15 protein-coding genes are annotated in these 19,561 nt (G+C 37.5%); 6 read left to right on the forward strand and 9 right to left on the reverse strand.

Features of this window, described 5'->3' with window-relative positions; all coding sequences use genetic code 11:
- Positions 1–29: 29 nt before the first annotated feature.
- Complete coding sequence (locus U6A24_RS15085; protein WP_324180826.1) at positions 30–1,031, forward strand: DUF6588 family protein; 1,002 nt, start codon at positions 30–32, stop codon at positions 1,029–1,031.
- A gap of 97 nt (positions 1,032–1,128) precedes the next feature.
- Here U6A24_RS15085 and U6A24_RS15090 read toward each other — a convergent pair whose 3' ends face one another.
- Positions 1,129–3,066 (reverse strand): outer membrane protein assembly factor BamB family protein, encoded by a 1,938-nt coding sequence (locus U6A24_RS15090; RefSeq protein WP_324180827.1) that lies wholly within the window; start codon positions 3,064–3,066, stop codon positions 1,129–1,131.
- Between the two features lie 192 nt (positions 3,067–3,258).
- On the opposite strand from U6A24_RS15090, the gene mdh reads away from it, so the two are divergent.
- From mdh to secDF, 3 genes are all read left to right on the forward strand, one after another.
- The gene (gene mdh, locus U6A24_RS15095; RefSeq protein ID WP_324180828.1) at positions 3,259–4,185 is read left to right on the forward strand and encodes a malate dehydrogenase; all 927 of its coding nucleotides are present in this window, start codon (positions 3,259–3,261) and stop codon (positions 4,183–4,185) included.
- Between the two features lie 189 nt (positions 4,186–4,374).
- A complete protein-coding gene (locus U6A24_RS15100) occupies positions 4,375–4,998 on the forward strand; it encodes a hypothetical protein (protein ID WP_324180829.1) in 624 nt (207 codons plus the stop codon).
- A 158-nt stretch (positions 4,999–5,156) separates the two neighbouring features.
- Complete coding sequence (gene secDF / locus U6A24_RS15105) at positions 5,157–8,174, forward strand: protein translocase subunit SecDF (RefSeq protein WP_324180830.1); 3,018 nt, start codon at positions 5,157–5,159, stop codon at positions 8,172–8,174.
- A gap of 74 nt (positions 8,175–8,248) precedes the next feature.
- On the opposite strand, the gene U6A24_RS15110 is transcribed toward secDF, so the two are convergent.
- From U6A24_RS15110 to U6A24_RS15140, 7 genes are all read right to left on the reverse strand, one after another.
- Positions 8,249–8,746, reverse strand: a complete 498-nt coding sequence (locus tag U6A24_RS15110; protein WP_324180831.1) for a DUF192 domain-containing protein — start codon at positions 8,744–8,746, stop codon at positions 8,249–8,251.
- Between the two features lie 84 nt (positions 8,747–8,830).
- Entirely contained in the window at positions 8,831–10,186 is a 1,356-nt protein-coding gene (gene creD, locus U6A24_RS15115) for a cell envelope integrity protein CreD (RefSeq protein WP_324180832.1), read from the reverse strand.
- Positions 10,187–10,214: 28 nt separating this feature from the next.
- Positions 10,215–10,859, reverse strand: coding sequence for a DUF1361 domain-containing protein (locus tag U6A24_RS15120; protein WP_324180833.1), 645 nt, complete (start codon positions 10,857–10,859; stop codon positions 10,215–10,217).
- 10 nt (positions 10,860–10,869) lie between these two features.
- Complete coding sequence (locus U6A24_RS15125) at positions 10,870–11,169, reverse strand: hypothetical protein (RefSeq protein ID WP_324180834.1); 300 nt, start codon at positions 11,167–11,169, stop codon at positions 10,870–10,872.
- The gene (locus U6A24_RS15130; RefSeq protein WP_324180835.1) at positions 11,160–11,627 is read right to left on the reverse strand and encodes a Coq4 family protein; all 468 of its coding nucleotides are present in this window, start codon (positions 11,625–11,627) and stop codon (positions 11,160–11,162) included. Before U6A24_RS15130 ends, U6A24_RS15125 begins: the two co-directional genes overlap by 10 nt.
- A gap of 52 nt (positions 11,628–11,679) precedes the next feature.
- On the reverse strand, positions 11,680–11,973 hold the full coding sequence (locus U6A24_RS15135; RefSeq protein ID WP_324180836.1) for a winged helix-turn-helix domain-containing protein: 294 nt from the start codon (positions 11,971–11,973) through the stop codon (positions 11,680–11,682).
- Positions 11,974–12,002: 29 nt separating this feature from the next.
- Complete coding sequence (locus U6A24_RS15140) at positions 12,003–12,608, reverse strand: hypothetical protein (protein ID WP_324180837.1); 606 nt, start codon at positions 12,606–12,608, stop codon at positions 12,003–12,005.
- Between the two features lie 96 nt (positions 12,609–12,704).
- On the opposite strand from U6A24_RS15140, the gene U6A24_RS15145 reads away from it, so the two are divergent.
- Positions 12,705–13,067, forward strand: a complete 363-nt coding sequence (locus U6A24_RS15145; protein WP_324180838.1) for a DUF5655 domain-containing protein — start codon at positions 12,705–12,707, stop codon at positions 13,065–13,067.
- Here U6A24_RS15145 and kdsA read toward each other — a convergent pair.
- A complete protein-coding gene (kdsA, locus tag U6A24_RS15150; RefSeq protein WP_324180839.1) occupies positions 13,054–13,872 on the reverse strand; it encodes a 3-deoxy-8-phosphooctulonate synthase in 819 nt (272 codons plus the stop codon). The two genes, U6A24_RS15145 and kdsA, sit on opposite strands and share 14 nt — an antisense overlap.
- A gap of 1,103 nt (positions 13,873–14,975) precedes the next feature.
- On the opposite strand from kdsA, the gene U6A24_RS15155 reads away from it, so the two are divergent.
- On the forward strand, positions 14,976–18,500 hold the full coding sequence (locus tag U6A24_RS15155; protein WP_324180840.1) for a BspA family leucine-rich repeat surface protein: 3,525 nt from the start codon (positions 14,976–14,978) through the stop codon (positions 18,498–18,500).
- Positions 18,501–19,561: the final 1,061 nt, after the last annotated feature.

Below are 19,561 nucleotides of genomic sequence, written 5' to 3' on the forward strand. Positions count from 1 at the left end.
ATTGCATTTCCCAATAAAACCCAAACCTAATGAAAAAACATACATTGCTATTGGCCTTATTTTTTGGTTGTTTTGGCTTTTCGCAGACCGATATTGACCAAATTCTAGAAATAGGGGTTGAGAATGCCCAACGATTTAGTGAAGATTATTTTGCCTCGGCGGGCCAGGCTTTAATAAACAATATGTCAAACGGTTGGTATACTACAGCTAAAGTAAAAAAGCTATGGCATTTTGAAGTAGGTATTGTGGGGAATCTTTCATTTGTTCGTAATGATAAACAATCCTTTCTATTAAGAACAGCAGAATATACAAATCTGTCTTTGCCTGATGGAAGTTTTAGTCAGTTTACAGCAACCGCACTTGGAAACAATTCAGATAACTTATCTGTTATTATTAATGAAGGGCAAGCTTCGCAATTAGAAGTGGTTTTACCAGATGGAATCGGGAGTTCTGTGATAAATTCTTTGCCAGGAGGCTTTGTTCAGGGGTCAATGGGTTTAATTAAGAGTACAGAGATAAAACTTCGTTTTTTGCCTAGAATTAAAGCAGTAGAAGATGCCGAAATACAATTGTATGGGGTTGCTTTTCAACACGAGTTTACCGATTGGGTGTATCCGGCAAAAAGATGGCCGGTTAAAGTATCAGCTTTGTTAGGGTATACCAATGTTAAGGGGTTTTACGACCTTAATGCGACTACAGGAGTACCAGGCACTGACCAAGAAGTGAGATTAAATTCAAATTCATGGTTGCTTACAGGTATTGCATCTACAAAGTTTCCGGTTTTTAATTTTTATGCAGGGCTTGGATACTATTTTGGATCAAACGATGCTGATTTGTTGGGTACTTATCAAATTCAAAGTGGCCCTTTTGCTTCAGATGTTGTAGTAGATCCAATAAGCGTAAGAACAAAAACAAACGGAGTTAAAGCCACAATTGGAGGTAGAGTTCAGTATGGTATTTTTAAGGCCAATTTGGACTACACTTTACAGAATTTTAGTAACCTTTCATTAGGACTTGCTTTTGGCTGGTAATAAGAAAAGTTGCTATATAAAAATACCCCCAAATAGTGTCTAACTTTTTGGGGGCACTTCAAATAGGATGGCTTTTTTATATAGCAACTTTTAAAAATTATTCGGCTTTAAAGATCATTACTTTGTTTCCTTTACTGTAGTATAGATCTTCTGATACAGTGTCGTAATCATATACAGGTTTTGTACTTTCTACAATAATTTTATCTACTTCTTTACCGGTTTGTTTATTTACTTTAATAAGTAATCTTTCTCCATTATCACCTTTAGCAAAAATAATAGCGTATTTGTCGGTTTCCTGTAAAGCATGGTAGCGATCTTGTACGAATTGTTGAGAGAAAGTTCCGCCCATATATCCAGCTTCACCAATAGCCTTCGCTCTTTCTCCAAAAACAGCTTGAGGGCCTGATGTTTGTGTAACGGTATTACCGTTGGCGTCTCTATAGGTTACTGATGTTGTTACTGTTGTTGTAGCGGCCGCTGCTGCAAATCGTCCTAGCATTAATGCAGATTTTCCTAGTCTCCGTCCTAGTTCGCCCGGTTGTACATATTTATTGTGAAATGTTACATTACCAGAATTATCTACTCCTACAACTTCACTCTGACCTGTAATAGAAACGTTATCCCCGAATAGTTCCATGCTGGTAATGAGTTTTTCATTTTTCAATTTGAGTTTGGCGTATGGTTTTGGTTTTTCTGTAGAGTTTTCGTTGAACTTATAGAGTTCTTCGTCATTATAAATAACGAAATCTCCTGTTTTGTCATTAAACTTTGCAAAAGTTGGACGTTTTTCATTTAGTTTTAGATTCCCTTTCCATAGCTTTTTACCTGTAGTGTAATCTACTAGATTGGCATAGGTCGCTGTAACGTATAGTATTTTGCCATTATTTGTTTTTTCAAGAAAGAAAATGGGATCTTCCTCGTCATCACAGATTTTTACATCTTTTTTCCACTTTTTTTGTCCTTCTTTATCCAAAAGCATCATCTCATCGTCATACACATAAAGAAAATCCTTGTCAATTGGGATTACCGATTTTATTCCTTTTCCTTTAGGGTCTTTTTTCCAGACTTTTTCTCCGGTTTTGTAATCGTAGAAATTAAACCCTTTGTAATGGGCTAATAGCATTTTATCTTGCCAGTCTTCAAAAAGAACCAAAAATTTTGTTTTAATCGGGTCTTTCCAAATAGGGATGCCGTCATTAGCATTTCGTAAATCAAGTATTTCTTTCCCTTTAAATAAGCCTACGGCTTGTGTCAATAATACATTTTGACCATCCAAACTAGAAAAGAAACTATTATAATCTGTGTCTTCATCTTCTGCGTTCCAAAGTAACTTACCGGTTTTTTTATCAAGAGCATAAAATTTACCTTTGGCTAATAAAAAAACTTTGTCTTTGGTATAAACCATTTCGTCTTTTCCAGCTGTCGGATTTTTACCGATTATTGCGGTTAACTTGGTTAAAACCGATCCAAATTTTTCTGAAACTGTGGTTTTCCAAATGTATTCTTTTGATTTAATATCATATTTTGCAATGATTAACTTTTTTTGTTCCATACCTCTAATCAAGAGTGCGTCTTCATCAAAAAGATATTCAGCTTGAAAGAAAAATACATTAGATTCTTTGGGTTCAAAAATCATATCACCATTAAAGCTATTAATAACATATAATCTATTATCAAAAAACTTTTGTAAGAACGGGGTGTCTGGTATTACAGAAAAATCTGCACCATTTGCTTTGGCATTAAGCCCTAATAAAGAGTTAGGTGTGAGTCCATTTGCCAATGCGTCTGTTGCCAAATTTGCACCCATTGAAGTGGCGCTTGTTTTTGGGATGGGGACAGACCATAAAGTCTTTCCATCTTCTGGATTGTAACCATGCATGGTGGTATTGTCTGATATAGCAGCAATACCGTTAAATGGTACAATAATTAAATCTTGAACCTTGGAGTCGAAATCAAGAGTTTGATTTGCGTTCCTTTGCGAGTAGGTCAAAAAAGTCACCATTGCAAAGAAAATAGCGAAATAGTTTTTTCTCATAATTTAGGATGTGTTACTTAAATTTATTTTGTTAATATAGTGAAAAGATGAGAGGCTAAAAATAAAATTGTTTTATACTTTTTTTAACACTTAAATTTGAGGCTGAATTAACACGCTATTTCTTAACGAATTCCTTTAAGAATTTGTATTTTCGCAGGGCAAATAAGTTTAACTATAATCAAAAGAAATATAATGAAAGTTACAGTAGTAGGAGCTGGTGCGGTGGGTGCGAGTTGTGCCGAATATATCGCCATTAAGAATTTTGCTTCAGAAGTAGTATTGTTAGATATCAAAGAGGGGTATGCAGAAGGAAAAGCGATGGACCTTATGCAAACGGCTTCTTTAAATGGGTTTGATACCAAAATTACAGGAACTACAGGAGATTATTCTAAAACTGCAGGTAGTGATATTGCTGTGATAACCTCTGGTATTCCACGTAAACCGGGAATGACTCGTGAAGAATTGATAGGTATAAATGCAGGAATTGTTAAAACAGTATCTTCTAGTTTAATAGAACACTCTCCAAATGCAATTATTATTGTGGTAAGTAATCCTATGGATACAATGACATATTTAGTGCACAAAACAACAGACTTGCCGAAAAATCGAATCATTGGTATGGGTGGAGCGTTGGATAGCGCACGTTTTAAATATAGATTGGCTGAAGCTTTAGGAGCTCCAATTTCTGATGTTGATGGAATGGTAATCGGTGGACATAGTGATAAGGGAATGGTGCCATTAACCAGATTAGCCACCAGAAATAGTGTGCCAGTTTCAGAGTTTATTTCTGATGAAAGATTAGAGCAAGTTGCAGCAGATACCAAAGTAGGAGGTGCAACACTTACAAAATTACTGGGAACTTCAGCGTGGTATGCGCCTGGTGCAGCAGTATCAGGTCTTGTACAAGCAATAGCCTGTGATCAAAAGAAAATTTTCCCATGTTCTACCTTTTTAGAAGGAGAGTACGGGTTAAATGATATCTGTATCGGTACTCCTGTGGTATTGGGTAGAAACGGTATCGAAAAAATTGTTGAAATAGAACTAAGTGATGCCGAAAAAGCTAAGTTAACAGAAAGTGCCGAAGGTGTTAAGAAAACAAATGGATTGTTAGAACTGTAATTGCCTTTCTAACATATTAAGGTTTATAAAAAAGCTGCTTTCTGGGCAGCTTTTTATTTGGTTTCCTGTTTTTTTAAGGTGTTTACAATTTATTCTTATTTAATAAGTTATAGACTTCTTAAATATAGTGTTATGGATATTTATAGGTAGACCTTAGAAATGCAATCGTAATTTTTTTATATTTGCCGCATGAGTAAAAAATGGTATTTCGGAATTTTAATTACTGCCTTTACGATGCTCGTCGTAATGCGGCAGCAAGCCGTGGTGCCTAATCAAGAAATTGTCCTAGAGTTTATTAGTGTTGAACCAACTTCTGAGGAGGCTCAAAATGTGATTGCAGTTGTTAAAAAACAATTGAAATCTGTTGGAGTTGAGTATACAAGAATATCAAAAGACAAGAAAAGCGGAAAACTCAAGATTGCTTATTATAGTGATGCTGATGTAGAGAGTATAAAAAGAATATTATTTGAAGATCAAAATGTAGCGCTTGATTATATCGTTTTTGATCAAAACAATAATGGTAATAATAAATCTTCAGACGACAAAGATTCAAAGGACTTTAACTTTGATGTTTATGAAATTCAGAAAGGCTTAGACTTTGGTTCTGATTTTAATGATAAGTATATTGTTGAAGTAAGGCAAGAACGTGAAGGGTATTCAATTGATAATACATTTAATGTTGTTTGCGTAACATACGATCATAAAATTAACGGGCTTGTAAAAGTGGCACAAAAAGTAAATGCCACTACAATTATAGCTTTCGATAATTCTTCATATGAAATTCCAGAAGTAAGAGCAGGACCTATTTCTTAATTTGGAATTTGTCTTTTTTAAAGAATTCCAGAATTTTCATGTCATTTTACTTTAATAACGCTTATTTCAATTTGAGATAAGACTCAAGTATATAAATCAATAACTAAATGTAATTGTCGAATCCATGATTTAATGGGTTTGACCAAAATAAATAAATAATGCAAAACAAAGGACTTGTTAGGATATTTGCGATTTTATTTGGATTGGTATGTGTGTACCAATTATCATATACGTATTTCACCTATACAAAAGAAAACGAAGCAGAGGCTTACGCACAACAGAAGTACCCAGAAACTGTAGAAGATTACTCGAAATTAAGAGAAACTGCAGAGCGTGATTATTTGGATTCAATAGGTAAAGAAGAAATCTTTGCTGGAATCACTTATAACTATGCAAAGAACAAAGAATTAAATAAAGGTCTTGACCTTGAAGGGGGGATTAATGTGATTCTTCAAATCTCTGTAAAAGATATTTTAAGAGGTTTGGCTAATAAATCGAAAGACCCATCTTTTAACCAGGCACTGCTAGCTACAGATGAGGTTCAGAAAAATAGCCAGAATACTTATATTGAAGACTTTTTTATAGAATTCGAAAAAATTCCGGATGCAAAACTAGCTTCGCCAGATATTTTCGCAAATAAGAACTTGAGCGATGATATCATTTATGATATGACCAATGATGAGGTTAAGCCGATTCTAAGAAGAAAAATAGATGAGTCTGTAACTTCGGCATTCGAAGTATTACGTAAGCGTATCGATAAATTTGGAGTTACACAACCTAATATTCAGCGTTTAGGAGAATCTGGAAGAATCTTGGTAGAATTACCAGGGGCAAAAGATGTTGAAAGGGTTAAAAAGTTACTTCAAAGTACCGCTCAACTTGAATTCTGGGATGTTGAAACATCACAGGAATTGGGTGGTTTTATTAATGCAGCCAATTTAAAGTTAAGACAAGAACTTGAGGCTGATACTAAAAAAGATGATGGAGAAGTAGAAGAAGCAGAGAAAGTACTTGATTCTGCTCAAGTAGATACTACTCAAACTTCAGAGGATGCTGCAATCGAGAATTTACTAGAGGATGCAGAAGATTCTACAGTTACCGAGGCTCAGGTAAATCCTATTAATGATTTAATCAATTTCCCATTGGTTCCTGGAGCATTGTTTTCTGCTAACGTAAAGGATACGGCGCAATTAGGAGCATTTTTCAGAAGAGCAGATATTAGAGCATTGCTTCCACAAAATCTTAGATATGTTAAGTTTGCTTGGAGCAAAGGAAAGAAAGATGCAGAGATTATTGATTTTTATGCGCTTAAAGGAAATAGAGATAACGAGCCAGAATTAAGTGGTGGTGTTATTACGGATGCTTCTCAGACGTATGATCAAACCAATAATGTTGTAGTTTCTATGCAGATGGATGGTAAAGGTGCCAAGAAATGGGAAGAAATGACCGAGCGCGCTTTTAACCAAAGAAGTCAAATCGCTATTGTACTAGATAACATTGTGTACTCTGCGCCTGGTGTTTCCAAAGGAAAAATTAGTGGAGGTAGAAGTGAGATCTCTGGAGACTTTTCTGTTGAAGAAGGAAAAGATTTAGCAAACGTACTACGAGCAGGTAAATTACCAGCTTCTGCGGATATCATTCAAAGTGAAGTTGTAGGACCATCTCTAGGACAAGAGGCCATAGATAGTGGTGTTATGTCTTTCGCTATTGCGTTGGTATTAATCCTGATATGGATGATCTTCTATTATGGTAAAGCCGGTGCTTTTGCCGATGTTGCCTTGGTCGTAAACATCTTATTTATTTTTGGTGTTTTAGCTGGATTAAAAGCAGTGTTAACATTACCTGGTATTGCGGGTATTGTATTAACGATTGGTATGTCGGTCGATGCAAACGTGTTAATCTTTGAAAGAATTAGGGAAGAACTTGCAAGAGGTAAATCACAAGTAGATGCCATAAAAGATGGTTTCAATAATGCGTTATCATCTATTCTTGATGCCAATATTACTACGGGTCTTACGGGACTTATATTATTAGTAATAGGTACAGGACCAATTAAAGGTTTCGCAACAACCTTATTAATCGGTATTTTAACTTCATTATTTACCGCAATTTTTGTTACAAGATTGTTTATCGATGGTTATGGTAAAAATGGAAAGGAACTTGCTTTCTCAACTCCGGTTACCAAAAATCTATTTAAGAATGTAAATATCAATTTCTTGAAGAAGCGTAAAATGGCGTACGTTATCTCGGGAATCATTATTCTTGCTGGTGTTGGATCTTTATTTACAAATAACCTTGATTATGGAGTTGATTTTGTTGGAGGAAGATCCTATACTGTGCGATTTGCAAAAGATGTAGTGCCAACAGCTGTAGAGAAAGATCTTGTTGCTGTTTTTGAAAGCGCACAAGCAAAAACTTTGGGTGCCAAAAACCAATTAAAGATTACTACAAAATATAAAGTAAATGAAACTGGAGAAGAGGTAGATGCAGAAATTTCTAACAAGTTATTCGAGGCATTAAAACCTTATTTGACAGATGGTTTAACTTATGACGAATTTTCGAATGGAGATGAGGATAAGCAAGTAGGAATTATGAGATCTATGAAGGTAGGGCCTACCATTGCAGACGATATTAAACAAGCTGCTTTCTGGTCTGTTTTGGGGTCTTTAATAGTAGTGTTCCTATATATCCTATTACGATTTAGAAGATGGCAATTTAGTTTGGGTGCTGTTGCGGCAGTATTCCACGATGTATTGGTTGTATTAGGTGTGTTCTCACTTACGTGGAAATTCATGCCATTCAATATGGAGATCGATCAGGCGTTTATCGCAGCGATCCTTACCGTAATTGGATACTCTCTGAATGATACCGTGGTTGTGTTTGATAGAATCAGGGAATTCTTTAACGAACATACAACCTGGCCGTTGGATAAAAATGTAAATGGTGCATTGAACAGTACGTTAAGCCGTACCTTGAATACATCGCTAACAACCTTATTGGTACTTGTGGCAATATTTATATTTGCAGTACCTCTTAGAGGATTTATGTTCTCTTTAATTATAGGGGTGTTGATAGGTACCTATTCATCGTTATTTATCGCAACTCCAATTATGCACGATACGGTACGTAAAGTGGGATTAAAGACTAAAGAAAAAGATACTGAAGAAAAGAAATAATCTTTTTTAGAGGTAATACATAAAAAAATCCGTTGCTATCTGCAACGGATTTTTTTATTGTAATTTATAAAAGTTTACATCTTAGTAAAAGAAATAGAATCCCCTTTTTTAAGATTCCAACTATCGGTAAGATTTGCATTAACTTCTAGAACGTATTGCGCAGGACCTTCAGAAGGAAGAGAAGACTCGTTAAGGGGTTGTGCGTTTTTTTGGATGCTTACCACTTTGTTTTGCGAATCTATAAAAATAATATCGAGGGCAAACTCTGTGTTTTTCATGTAAAATGAGCGGGGAGCTTCATCTGGAAAGGTGAACAACATTCCTTGATTATTTTGCATAGACTGGCGATACATCAAACCCGTTTGAATTTGATACTCGTCATCTGCAATTTCGATATCTAATGTGGTAATAGTTTTTGGAATAGAATCCTGAAGATCAAACAAAGAAAGTTCGCCTTCTTTGGTAAAGGTAATCTCTTTGGTTAGGATCTCTTCGTTTTTGGTTCCATTTTTACAGGAAACCAGGCCAACGATTACTGCAGCTAGTAAAGATAAACGAATATTTTTTTTCATTAAATTGATTTTAAAGACTAAAAGTAGATAAAAAAGTCACACCTCAAAAATATGAAGTATGACTTTTATGTATTTCAAATCAACTTAGTCGTTTTTCCAATCGATTTTTCGAGAAATCATCATGATAGTTCCCAAGATTACAAATAACCCTATACTACCTACCAATAGCGCATAATTTTCTAGCTGAATAATTACAAAGATAAATGCGTACAGCGTAGCCAGAGAAGCCGCTACAAACCCCATGAATTTTAAACTCTTTAAAATTGCTTTCGAATACAGCGAGATTAGTAGAACTACCGAAATTCCTGCAATGATATAGGCAGATAAAAAGCTTGAATGTTCTGATATCGAAATAAGCAAAGTGTAGAACATGGTTAAGGCCAAACCAATCATCAAATATTGAAACGGATGAATATGAATTCTACTTATGGTTTGTATTAAAAAGAATACCAAAAAGGTAAGTGCAATCACCAAATAACCATACTTACTTGCTCTTTCGCTTTTTTGATATTCATCGACAGGGATTAATAATTTTACTCCAAAAGCAGAGTTTTCTATTTCTGGAAGTACACCAAAGAATTCTTGCTCAAATTCTCTATTAATTTGTAGTACCTTCCAATGGGCTTTGAAACCACTTTCGGTTATTTCTTTGGTTTTGGTGTCGGGTAAATAATTGCCATTAAAACTTGGTGATGCCCAATTTGAGGTCATAGAAACGTTGGTTTCTTTGCCTACAGGAATAAAACGTAATTGTTCACTTCCGTTGATAATAAGATCCATACTAAAATCAATAGGAGTTTCTTTGGGTAAGGAGTAGTCCTTTAGAAAATCAGTTTCTAAAGTATTGGTATAAGAATTTTGTTTGTATCTTGATTGTAAACCATAACTATCCTTACCAATTTTTAACTCCAAATTACTTCGTATTCCTTTTAAATTGGTAGAATTGATGATTATGGTGGCTTTATTCCATAAAATATCTTCTTCGGCAATATCTTTTATTTCAAAGTTTGGCCGAATAAAGGACCCTTTGATATTCATATTGGCGGTATAAACTACCGACTCATAAATACTTCTTCCCAAGGTTTCAGATTCTATATTAGTTTTAATGTCCAAGGTGTTTGGGAAGAAAAACGCATGGTTTATGGTGATTTGATCTTCTTCAGAATAAGATTTGGTTTTGTCATCCCAGGTTTTCTTAATGGAATGAATCTGATAAGGAATTTTAAGCACCGGGCCATAAAGCAGTACTTCATTACCCCATTTTTGATTGATTTCTTTAACCACAGATTCTTGTCTATAGGCGCGCTCCCGTATCAGGTTTTTAATATAAGATAACGGGATTAGTAATGTTAGGATTAGTATTCCTACCATGAGCATACGCACGGTAATCGAGGTTTTGATCCATTGTCCGAAGGACTTTTTTTGTTTTTGGGTTTCCATATTTTAAAAATTTATAGTGTTCGAATTATTATTTTTCCTGTGGGCGCCGAAATAATTGGTATGTGATGATTAAAAAACCACCAAAGCCAATAGTAAATGCCCAGGTATTTATATGTTCTATAGGAAACAATAGCCGTTTGCCTATATCAGATAATATTCCGATCGGATTTTGGAGTACATCCCAGCTGTTCCAGCGCAATACTCTACCCAGATAAATTCCAAACCCACAAAGCAGTAGGGTGATATAGGTGATGATAGTAACGATTTGCTTCGATAATCGATGATATAATAACTTTTGCATCATTTGTAGCGAGGCAAAGCCTACAATCATTCCATTAATCGCAAAAGAAAGTATAAGCAGAACATCAAACCAAACCGATTGTAAAGTGCTGAGACGTATATGTTGTAAATCGGTTAATATGTAAGGAGAATTGGGTAAAAAGACAAGCCAAACCAAAAAGCCAAACCAAAAAACGATTCGATTTGTTTTACCAAGACTAAGTAGCAAAGTAATTCCATAAGGGATACACGCCAAAAATAGATTCCAAACCAGAAAAACATAAAAAATGGAATCTGTCTTCATAATTCTGATGAGTAATAATGAAATACTAAAGGTTGCAGAGATAGCAAAACCTTTGATAAAGGGTGTTTGTTTGTAAACAGCATGTGTCATAGCAAATAATTTAAAAAGAGGTGTTCATTACTAAAAAGAAGTATCCCAGAGCGATCGGAATGTTTATAAGAAAAAACAGAATGGTGATAAGGTTCTCTTTGGAATATTGGTAATTGATAATAGCGTTAGCAATAAGTTCGATAAATAGTATACTATTTAGAACCAAAGCTATGAAAGCGTAAAAAACGCCTGCTATGAGAAAAGACTCAGATCCCGAGATTAGATAAATTGTCAAAATAAATGTTCCTATCAAAAAGCTTAAAGTAGCTACTTGTAAGGCTTTTTTGTTTATGTTTTGTCTTATTTCCATAATGGTGTAATTAAAAAGGTGTTTTGTATTTTTAGTATGGGTTGATCAAGAAGTTTTTGGTAATCCAATTGATGAAAAGCATAAGCCTCTTGACCTTTTTTGTACGCCTTTCTAAAAAGTTGAATGTTGTCTGGATAGAGCAGGGTGCCCAAAAAGATTACAGCGAGGAGATATAAGCTTCGTTTGCCGTTTCCAAAAAGATAAAATTGCATGGCAATTTCTTCGGGAACTGTGATTCCTATGTTGGTCAACACATGAAAAACATCATGATTTTCTAGTTTGGGTTGGGGATCAAAGTTGTATTTCAGTAAAAAACAACCTAAGTGAAACCCCAGGCTTTCTGTTGGGTATAGTAGTAATTGACCCGCGGGAATACTCCATGCGGCATTCTTTTTAAACCATTTTTGATATGGTTTCTTGCTCCATTCGTATATCGTTTCCAAAATATATGCTCTCATTTATTATTTAAAAGTACTTTGTAATTCAAAGTAAATTGATAAAAAAATATAGCTATTGTTTTAATAATTTTTCAATAGCTTCTACATGTTTCTTAAAAGCCTCGCGACCTTTTTTGGTTACACTATAGCGTGTATTTGGTTTTCTGCCTATAAATGATTTTTCGACCAGGATGTATTCCTCTTTTTCTAAAGCTTTGGTATGGCTTGCCAAATTACCATCGGTGGCACCAAGAAGTTCTTTTAACATTTTAAAATCGGCAAATTCGTTAACCACCAGTATCGACATGATTCCTAAGCGAATTCGATGATCAAAAGCCTTGTTTATATTGTGTATTATGTTTTTCATAATTGTTTCCGGCTATCGGAAATCTTTTTTTACCGGTCGTGTTTAAAATAAATTAAACTACCATAGATAATGTGCATTACTCCAAATCCAAGCACCCAAAACCAAAATCCATAACCGGGGTATATAGCACAGATCAAACCTAATACAATTTCTATATATCCCAAATATTTTACGTTACCAATTGTGTACTTTGATGCATTTACCAGGGCAAGTCCGTAGAAAATAAGCATTAGTGAACCTGTAAGTCCATAATGGTTGCTATAGATTTTGATCATAATGTAAATGCCACCCGTAATCAGGGGAATTAGAAAAGCAGTTAATAACCTACGCGAAGTACCGTTCCAGAGTGTTTCATTATTCTTTTTTGCTTTTTGTGTACTTAAGATTATTGCTGTTACTATGCTAAGTAATGCAACAAGAACTAAATCCAGTAAGATATAATTGAATATTTTTCCATCCAGAATGAGGTAATCTCTACCACTAATACTAACCAGATAATAGGCTATTGCTGCACCAATTAGGGCATAAATACCCGCCATAATGCCAGATAAACCACTTAATGAGAAAAAGCGAGACGACTTGTTCATCATATCCTTTATCTCGGTGATGTCTTTTAGATATTCTTCTGTGCTCATTTTAAAAGTACTTTGAAATGCAAAGTAAAATTAAAATTTTGGATTGTGCAAATGATTTTTTGTAATTAATAAACACAAAGTTCTATTTTTGAAGATATGAATCCAGCTGAAGATTATATTTTAGGGCAGCCAGAACCTTTTAAATCTATTTTGTTACACCTGCAAATAGTTATAGAAACTACTTTGCCAGATGTGCAGTTATTATTTAAATGGAAATTACCCTTTTATTATGAAGGAAAGAATTTTATCTGTTATCTTAATGTAACTAAGGGATATGTAGATGTAGGTTTTCCTGCTGCACAATATTTTACAAAGCATTTGGATAAGCTACAGTCCGACAAAAGAAAGTATGTAAAATCCCTTCGCTATCAGAGTATAGAAGATATTGATGATGAGGTGCTTATCGAAATCCTTCAACAAGCATATACCTTCAGAAAAGAAAAATTTATAACTGGTTAACGGTTTGTCTAATCGCCACCAAGTTGCTTAACAATTTTTCTAAATGATCAAGATGCAGCATATTGGCTCCATCGCTTTTGGCATTTGCAGGATCAAAATGCGTTTCCATAAATAGGCCGTCAACACCAGTCACAACTCCTGCGCGAGCAATAGTTTCGATCATATCTGGTCGTCCTCCGGTCACACCACTGGATTGATTGGGCTGTTGTAAAGAATGGGTAACATCCAAAACTGTGGTCCCGAATTGTTTCATAGTTGGGATCCCTCTGAAATCTACAATCATATCCTGGTATCCAAACATGGTTCCACGATCTGTGATCATAGCATTATCATTACCACTATCTTTCACTTTTCGCACAGCATGTTGCATGGCTTCAGGACTCATAAACTGTCCCTTTTTAAGATTAACGGTCTTTCCGGTTTCTGCAGCGGCCACCACAAGATCGGTTTGTCTAACTAAAAATGCTGGAATTTGCAAAATATCAACATATTCTGCAGCCATCGCCGCATCTTCATTTTCATGGATATCGGTTACAGTAGGTACCTCAAAAGTTTCTCCTACTTTACGTAAAATTTTTAATGCCTTTTTGTTTCCTATTCCGGTAAAACTATCGATACGACTGCGATTAGCCTTTTTAAAAGATCCTTTAAAAACATATGGTATTTTCAACTTTGAAGTGATATCAACTACTTTTTCTGCAATTCGTAATGCCATTTCTTCACCTTCTATGGCACAAGGTCCGGCAAGAAGAAAAAAGTTGTTGGCATCAAGGTTTTTAAGGTTTTTGATATTTGAAAGATCCATATGATTTTTTTAAAAAAGCAAAGATAACTCTTTTCCTATTTGAAGTAAAGAATTCTTGATAAAAGAAATTGTGGCAAGAAGGTTGATACCTAAACTAAAAGAGTGTTTTATATAGGTTTTGAAAGTTCTAATCGTTAAGCTTTTTTAATAAGTAGCCCAAGTTTCCTAAAAAGAAGGAGCAGATAAGTGTATTATTTTTGAATGTCCAACTCCAAAAAAGCACTAAAAATACTCCAGGATATTAAGGTATATCAATGTATGGTGTAACAGGACGATCTATTGAATTGTTAACGTCTAAACTCTGATCCCTGACAGTAATCGAAGTTTATGCTCTTACTACTATTGAAATATGGTGTTGTTTTAGTTACTGGTCGATAGTTAACAGTGTATGATTATATATTATTTTTTAAAATTTTGATTGACTTTATCAAAAATTGACGCTGCTCAGTCAAAATTTAGAACGTCCCGGGGATGTTATGGGCCGTTTTAACCTTCTCAAGGGCCATTTTAACGAAGTGTTAGACTTTGATAGCCTAAAATTGAGACCATATAGCCTAAATTTTAACTGCTTAGATCTAATGTTAGACCATTTTGGTTCAAATTTTAACGCTCAGGGTTTAAATGTGAGCGTACCGAGCTTAATAGAAGTCCTTTTCGGCCCAACGGAAGGTCTTTTTGGCCCAACGCATTACAAGTGCCCTTGATATTCTGGCTTTGTCCCACAAAAAACGACGGGGACCGTTGTTATAAATCCCCGCCGCTGGTATTAATATATTCAAAAGCCAAAAGAACATTTACCCTTAATAAGATCAATGGATAATCTGGCTCCCCGCCATTATTCCATTGCCTATACTTTCCGTAGGGTTGCCCTTTGTTGCAAACAAAAGTGGGGATTTCAGTACAAGACCCAAGATAAAAAGTGTCCATATCTACTAAAACCGGGACGAAGAAGAGATCAAAGGGGATTTCTGGATTTCCAAAATCCCCCAAACACCTTATAACATCCCGTTTTTAACGGGGTTGGGCACTAATTTTTGGATATTTTTCTTGAATGGGATTCTTTACATTAATTAATATTCAAAAGTGATAAAAACAAGCCCATCATGAAAAAACAACTACCCGTAAACAAAGCAGTTATGAACCAGAGATCAGCATTCATTCACCAGTTAGGCCGTGCGGGCCGCTTTACCATGTTATTCGTTTTTTTAATATTTGCTTCGCTTTTTACAGCCTACGCACAAACGAATACCGCCTTCATCACCACCTGGCAAACGACAGAGAGTAACGAGGAAATTACCATCCCAACTAATCCGGGTAGTGGCCCTTACAACTACACCGTCGATTGGGGTGATGGCACAGTAGAAGCTGGCCTGACCGGAGACGCTACGCACCGCTATGTATCCCCTGATATTCACACTATAACAATTACAGGAAATTTCCCTCATATTTATTTCAATAACAATAACAGCTCAGACAAAGACAAGATCCTGACCGTAGAACAATGGGGAGCTATCCAATGGACAAGTATGGAGCTAGCCTTCGCAGGTTGTAGCAACCTGCAGATCAACGCAGAAGATGTTCCCGACCTGTCCGGAGTAGAAAGCATGCGAGGGATGTTTCGCGGAACCACTTCCTTCAACCAGAGCATAGCTCATTGGGATGTAAATGGTGTAAGAGACATGGGTTATATGTTTTATGAAGCTACTTCCTTCAACCAGGACATAGGTAGTTGGGGGGATAAGGTAAGCAGTGTAACAAATATGAGTTTTATGTTCTTTGGAGCGACTTCCTTCAACCAAGACATCAGTGGTTGGGATGTAGGTAGCGTAACAGACATGAATTTCGCGTTCTTTGGAGCTATTTCATTCAATCAGGACCTGGGCAACTGGACTTCTACTTCAACTAGAAGAGATAATATGTTCAGTAACTCCGGCATGGATTGCATCAACTATTCCGCAACCCTGATAGGATGGGCAGCCAATCCAAGCCTAATGAACGTCACTGTTGGGGCTTTAGGCAGGAGCTATGGTCCGCATGCCGATGCAGTCAGGAACGAACTCGTCAGTCGGAATTGGACCATCACTGACGAGGGACTCGATGCAAGTTGTGGTGCCTTCATCACCACCTGGAAATCGGATAACCCAGACAGTGACACTTCTACTTCTGGTATTCCTCCTATTCCTACGCTTACTCCCACTGAAATTACCATTCCTACTACAGGAGGAGGATACAATTACAATGTGTATTGGGAAAATATCGATGACCCATCTCAAAATGGCACCCTGACGTCCCAGACAGGTAATGCAAAGATCACCCTTCCTCAAATAGGGACTTATCGAGTTGAGATCACAGGAGATTTTCCTCGAATTTTTTTCAATAATGGACTAAACGGCCAGGACAAATACAAGATCCTGACCGTAGAGAAGTGGGGAGTTATCCAATGGACAAGTATGGAAAAGGCTTTTTCAGGATGTACCAACCTGCAGGTCAACGCAACAGATACACCCGACCTGTCAGGAGTAGAAAGCATGGTCCAGATGTTTCGCAAAGCCACTTCCTTCAACGGGGATATAGGCCATTGGGATGTAAGCAACGTAAAAAAGATGAATTGGATGTTCTTTGGCGCGACTTCCTTCAACCAGGACATCAGTGGTTGGGATGTAAGCAATGCAACAAACTTCAATTGGATGTTCATGGACGCGATTTCATTCAATCAGGACATCAGTGGTTGGAGTGTAAGTAACGTGTTAAATACTCAGGGGATGTTCAGAAGAGCAACTTCCTTCAACCAGGATATCAGTGGTTGGAATGTAAGCAGCGTAACAGCCATGTCTTGGATGTTCTCAGGTGCTACTTCCTTCAATCAGGACATCAGTGGTTGGAATGTAAGTAACGTGACACTCATGAGGGGGATGTTCTCAGGCGCTACTTCCTTCAACCAGGACCTGGGCAGCTGGACTTTAACTGCTTCTGGAAGAGGGGAATGGTTTGATAACTCCGGCATGGATTGTACCAACTATTCCGCAACCCTGATAGGATGGGCAGCCAATCCAAATATTCAAACAGATGTCATTTTAGAGGCTAGAGGCAAGCGCTATGGTACACATGCCGAAGAAGCCAGGAACGTACTGATCAATAATCGGGGTTGGACAATCACTGACGGTGGACTTAATGCAAATTGTGTGAGTTTCAACATTAGCCCAACGGCAGACGTCACCATTGATGAAAACACGGCTTATACCGGGCCGGTACCTATACTTTCAGGAGATACACCCATAGGCACTGTCACCTACACCTTGGGAGGAAGTGATGCTACCCTGTTCACTATCAACCCCACAACCAGGCAGGTCAGCATGATAGCCAGGGACTTTGAAGCGCCTGCAGATGCAAACAGTGACAACGTCTATGAGGTATCCATCATAGCTACCGACGATGACGCTAATAGCGCGAGTGAAGACTGGAAGGTGACCATACTGAATGTCAACGAAATAGCCACTTTTACCATCGATGTAATCGCAGATATCCGCATTAGTGAAAACACAACCTATACCGGGCCCATACCTGCCTTGTCTGGAGGTATACCGATAGGTGATGTTACTTTCAGCCTGGGGGGAATAGATGCGGCCTTGTTTGAGATTCACCCCACTATCGGCCAGGTCAGCATGTTGTCCAGGGATTTTGAAAATCCACAAGACGCCAATCAAGACAATATTTATGAGATGACTATTATTGCGGCTGACGAGGATAATAACCAGGCAACGACTGGTTATAAGGTGATCATACAGGATGTCGATGAAGAAGCCAGCTTCATCATCGACCCGATCGCTGATATAACGATTGATGAAAACACGGCCTATACTACTGTAATACCATCCATTACTGGCGCACCAGTAGGCATTGTCACCTACACCCTGGGAGGAAGCGATGCTGCCTTGTTCACCATCGATAGTAGCACTGGGCAGGTCAGTATGGTAGTAAGGGACTTTGAAGCGCCTGCAGATGCAAACAGTGACAACATTTATGAGGTCAGCATCACTGCGATTGATGATGACTTTAATAGTGCAACTGAAGACTGGAAGGTCACCATACAGGATGATGGACCAACAGCTATTGCTCAGAACATTACCATAGAACTAGATGTCAATGGGCGGGCGTCCATCACCCCTGAACAAGTCGATAATGGTTCCTATAGTGGCTCTGGCATATCCTTAAGTTTGGACAGGACAAATTTTACCTGTGAGGATATCGATTCTCCCGTGATCATTACCCTGACCGCTACCCAAGGCAGCGAAACGTCTATCGCTACCGCCATAGTAACGGTAAAAGGGATTGGCAATTGCAGAGTTGGTGAGCCCCTTGTAGATTTCAATAGAGGGTTTTCCCCCAATGGCGATGGTATTGCCGATAATCTGGTGATCGAAGGTCTTGAAAAATATGGGAACAACGTAGTCAAGATATACAACCTAAGCCAACGCTTACTGTTCAGTACCCATTATGGTGGACCCGGCGATGCCTGGGACGGCACCCATAAAGGCAGCCTGGTACCCGTAGGTTCCTATGTATGTGTGATCGATTACAACGAACCGGGGCTGGACTACGAAACAAAAATGATCTATGTGAATTATTGATCTTTACGCTTCTGTAATGGTTGGGGGAGTTAGGTGTGAGGTGTCGGGTATGAGGAGTGAACTGTAAACGGTAAACTGAATGTTGGGATTTGAAGTTTCGATGTGAATCGTGAATCGCTCCCTCTCCCTCTGGGAGAGGGTCGGGGTGGGGGTAATGTCATTAAGTTAAGGAAGTATCTGTCTGTTCGAGAAGTCCAGTAAGAATTTTATCCAGTGGATGCAATGACATTTGTTGTATTTGTAGCTTCTGCCTCCTGCTTTGAAACGACATCGCGATAGCGATTGGCGAGTCGTTGCGTTGGAAAAGAAGGATGTTTTAAAAAACACCCATCCTTCTCTATCGTGCCATCTCGCCAGCCGTTATTACGTTATCGTCCTCAAGGGAAGGAGTAGTTATAATAACTGAAATACAGGTGTTTAAGAAGCTGTCAACGGTAGCGGAATCGAGGAGAGAAACTCCCTCAAATTATAAATAAACCAAATACCGCTCCGCAAAATCCCGATGGAAGGCATCCAAAATGCGCACGAACTCATAAAAGCCAGATTTTCTTAAAGCATGAACACCAGGGCCGATACCCCAGAAAATACGGTTGAATAGCAACAAATTAGCAAAAAAGGTAGGGGCATGGTCAAAAAAGATGGGCGTATCGTCAAAAAAGATGGCCCGAGGTACAAAAATACCCCGCTAGCCTACCAAAAAGGCGGGACGAGGTGCCAATCTACCTGGCGCACCTACTACTATAAGTGGGTGAACTGACAAATCTACCGGGATCTTTAACAATTGAAGTACCCCCTCCCCACTTAGAGAAGTACCCTACCTGACAAATCTACAGGAACCTTTAACAATTGAAGTACCCCGGGGTACTTATACAAGTGGGAGGGGGTACTTATATAAGTGGGGGTATGTATACTATTTGACAGGTTTGAGGATTGAATGTTGGGATTTGAAGCTTCAATTTGAATTATCTGAGGCAGATTGGGCCAGTCTGGGGTTTTCAGCGCACTTATAATTCAGGTTTTAACCTTGGTTTAGAACTTGGTGTTGGCTACGCTTTTGATAG

It is taken from the genome of Aquimarina gracilis (genome assembly GCF_035285365.1).
GTDB lineage: Bacteria > Bacteroidota > Bacteroidia > Flavobacteriales > Flavobacteriaceae > Aquimarina > Aquimarina gracilis.